Genomic DNA, 2,599 nt, shown 5'->3' with positions numbered 1-2,599 from the left:
CCCAGGAGCGGATCGGCCTGGCGGCCGATGGCCTGCCCGGCCGGGGCCAGCGGGCCGCCGCTGGAGCGCGGCGCCTCGCCGGCGAGGCAGGCTCCAGGTCGGCGCCCGGCGCCCCCACCGAGCAGCAGATCCCCTTTAGAGCGCGTACGCTGCGGCCAGCCTCTCCCCCGGACCGCAACCAGGAGCTGCGCCCTCCATGAGCCGCGCCCGTGACCTCCGAATCCCCGACGACGTCGCCACCGCCCTCGGCCTCGACCAGGCCAACCAGCTCATCGCCGGGCCCTGGCCAGCCCAATTCCGATGCGCGATCTGCGGCCGCCAGGACCGTTTCGACACAGGAACACCCATCACCGCCGGGCTCGACCTGCACCCCAGCGGAGCGGCCCGCCTCTGGTTCACCCACCTCAGCTGCTCTCCCGGCGGCATCATCACCAAGGACCACGAACTACCCTCTCGCGACAACATCAACGCCGCAGGAATCGCGGGCCTCACCACCACCCCGCGCGCCGACCCCTGGCCGTTCATCATCGTCGAGCTCACCACCGCCGCCCTCGACGAACAAGGCCCGGACAGCATCGACCTCATCATCAACATCGGAATCCAGCACGGAATGCACCCCGTCGGCGACCTCCAGCACCCACCACCCAAGGCCCCCGGCTGGCGCGTCGACCTGCCCGCACCCGGCCGCCCCGGCGCCGTCCACGACCCAGACGCCGGAACCCTCCTGCAACCCCTGCCTCCCCTCCCCCAAGGCTGGCTCGAAGCCACCCAGCGCCACGGCAACCACTGCGGCATCTACCTGGCCAGCCGAGCCGGACTTAGCGACCACCTCGACGGCGACCAACCCGAAGCCCTCCAGCACGCCATCCGCGCGGCCGGCGCCGCAGGCCGCCTCGTCGGCGTCACCGCCGCCGTACAGCCCTAGCAGCTCCCCCGCGATCACCGCAGCCGGACCCTAGATCGCGGCATCACCGCGGACCCCGCCTATACGCTGTCCAGTCGCGCCTAGCAGGGAAGTTGTTAGGTTGCTTACCGCCAAGCAGCTTGCGAAGCGCCGCCGCACCACCTACCTTGGTAGGTGCTCGACCACATCTCGTCAGGAGAACAAACGTGGTCTTGCTGAACGACCGAACCGGCCCCGGGTGCCTCGCGCACACGGGGCCGATTCGTTTCTCAGGAACTAGCGGCAGACACAGACTCGTTCCTGATCATGAAGGTGCTCCGGGTACCAGTCCCACATGAACGACCGGGCGGGATTTTGCACGAGATGCTGAAAAGCGCTATGAGCTGCAAGATCAGCAATCTGGATGAACTGGCTCACCGACGAGTCCTGAATCCAAACGTCCTCGACAATCGCTCGCGTACGCAGCGGAAGCCGGCGATGCTCAGCTGTCGGCGCCGGGTCAGGATTCTTGGGACAGCCGTCCAGGACCACGACCCCCCAGTCCAGCTGCTTCGCGAGCGATTCGTCGAGCTCGCGAAGGAAGTGGCAGTAAGCATCAGCTTTATTGGCAGTGTCTGACTTAACGGTGAATGTCTGAAAGTCGTTCAGCTTGGTGATCGCCAGCAGGGCCTTGGTGGCCCACTGCCGGCGGTAGCCCACCACCGTGTTGATGTCCTGGCCGTTCCCGTCGCTGACGGGATTCTCGACAGGCTTGCCTTTACCCATGACCCACTCGTGGGTGTGGATCTCGTAGTCGTCCAGCACCCCGTGCTTCTTGTAGAGCGCCCGGCGATACGACTTCCACGCCATCAGATGCTCACGCCACCGATCGACCGGAACCAGGGCCCCGGTGTGGACGCTGAAATCCTCATTGCCTGAGTCATCCACATAGATCAAATATGATGACATAACGGCCATATTCTACCCGCGAGCCCACCGCAGGGCCGGACAAATCGCTGTTCGGCGAGCACGCGGCCCCGAACCGCCCGACGGAGCCAACCGGCCCGCCCCGGCAAGTCGGCCGGCCCGAATCAGAACCCGCGAACGATGCTGCCAGCATCACCGGGAACCCCCGGCTCCTCCCCCGCCTGCTCCCGCTCCCGCTCGAGCTCGTCGACCAGGCCCACTGGGATCATCGCGTACGGCCGAACCGCGGCGACCAGGCGTGCCGCGTCCCTGATCTCGCACGGTTGCTCACCGACGCTGAGCATCCAGGGATTCCTGCCGTCTGACGCCGAGCGGTCCAAGACGAAACCGAAGAACGTCCCCGACCATCGGTCCCACCCGACCGCGATCTCACAACCCTCGAACTCCGGCAGCGGCGTCAGCACGTGCCGGTTCATCGGCTCCCCGCGCCCTCAAGAACCCGTCCCACCAAATTAGACCAATTGCACATATCTCTGCGGTAATGCACAAGTAAGACCCCTTCCTTCCCCCGAATGGCGGTGTCTCGATCTCGATTCTGCTCTGCGAGATCAACCGAATTTGCGTACGCAGCCGCGGCGCGCATTTCTCGCCGGCATCCACACGGGACAGGACCGGCGGAGAGGGTTCCGGTCTCCGGATCGGCCTGGCGGCCGATGGCCTGCCCGGCCGGGGCCAGCGGGCCGCCGCTGGAGCGCGGCGCCTCGCCGGCGAGGCAGGCTCCGGGATGGG

At 66.9% G+C, this 2,599-nt stretch carries 3 protein-coding genes; 1 reads left to right on the top strand and 2 read right to left on the bottom strand.

What is annotated here, in order from left to right; translation table 11 throughout:
• Positions 1-196 precede the first annotated feature (196 nt).
• Positions 197-925: a hypothetical protein gene (locus AB0M08_RS47390; protein ID WP_364508924.1), complete on the top strand. Its 729-nt coding sequence runs from the start codon at positions 197-199 to the stop codon at positions 923-925.
• A gap of 255 nt (positions 926-1,180) precedes the next feature.
• Here the strand turns inward: AB0M08_RS47390 and AB0M08_RS47385 are convergent, their stop codons facing one another.
• Together AB0M08_RS47385 and AB0M08_RS47380 are read right to left on the bottom strand one after the other, a co-directional pair.
• Positions 1,181-1,831 carry a DUF3800 domain-containing protein gene (locus AB0M08_RS47385; RefSeq protein ID WP_364508921.1) on the bottom strand — a complete coding sequence of 217 codons (651 nt, stop codon included), beginning with the start codon at positions 1,829-1,831 and terminating at the stop codon, positions 1,181-1,183.
• 143 nt (positions 1,832-1,974) lie between these two features.
• On the bottom strand, positions 1,975-2,154 hold the full coding sequence (locus tag AB0M08_RS47380) for a hypothetical protein (RefSeq protein ID WP_364508918.1): 180 nt from the start codon (positions 2,152-2,154) through the stop codon (positions 1,975-1,977).
• Between the last annotated feature and the right edge of the window lie 445 nt (positions 2,155-2,599).

This window comes from Actinoplanes sp. NPDC051851, assembly GCF_040681165.1.
Lineage (GTDB): Bacteria > Actinomycetota > Actinomycetes > Mycobacteriales > Micromonosporaceae > Actinoplanes.
The sequence above is the reverse complement of the archived record's forward strand: the minus strand, read 5'-3'. Positions and strand labels throughout refer to the sequence as shown.

Excerpts from the sequence above, each read along its gene's own strand:
- AB0M08_RS47390 (WP_364508924.1), top strand. The coding sequence starts at position 197 with ATGAGCCGCGCCCGTGACCTCCGAATCCCCGACGACGTCGCCACCGCC.
- AB0M08_RS47380 (WP_364508918.1), bottom strand. The coding sequence starts at position 2,154 with ATGCTCAGCGTCGGTGAGCAACCGTGCGAGATCAGGGACGCGGCACGC.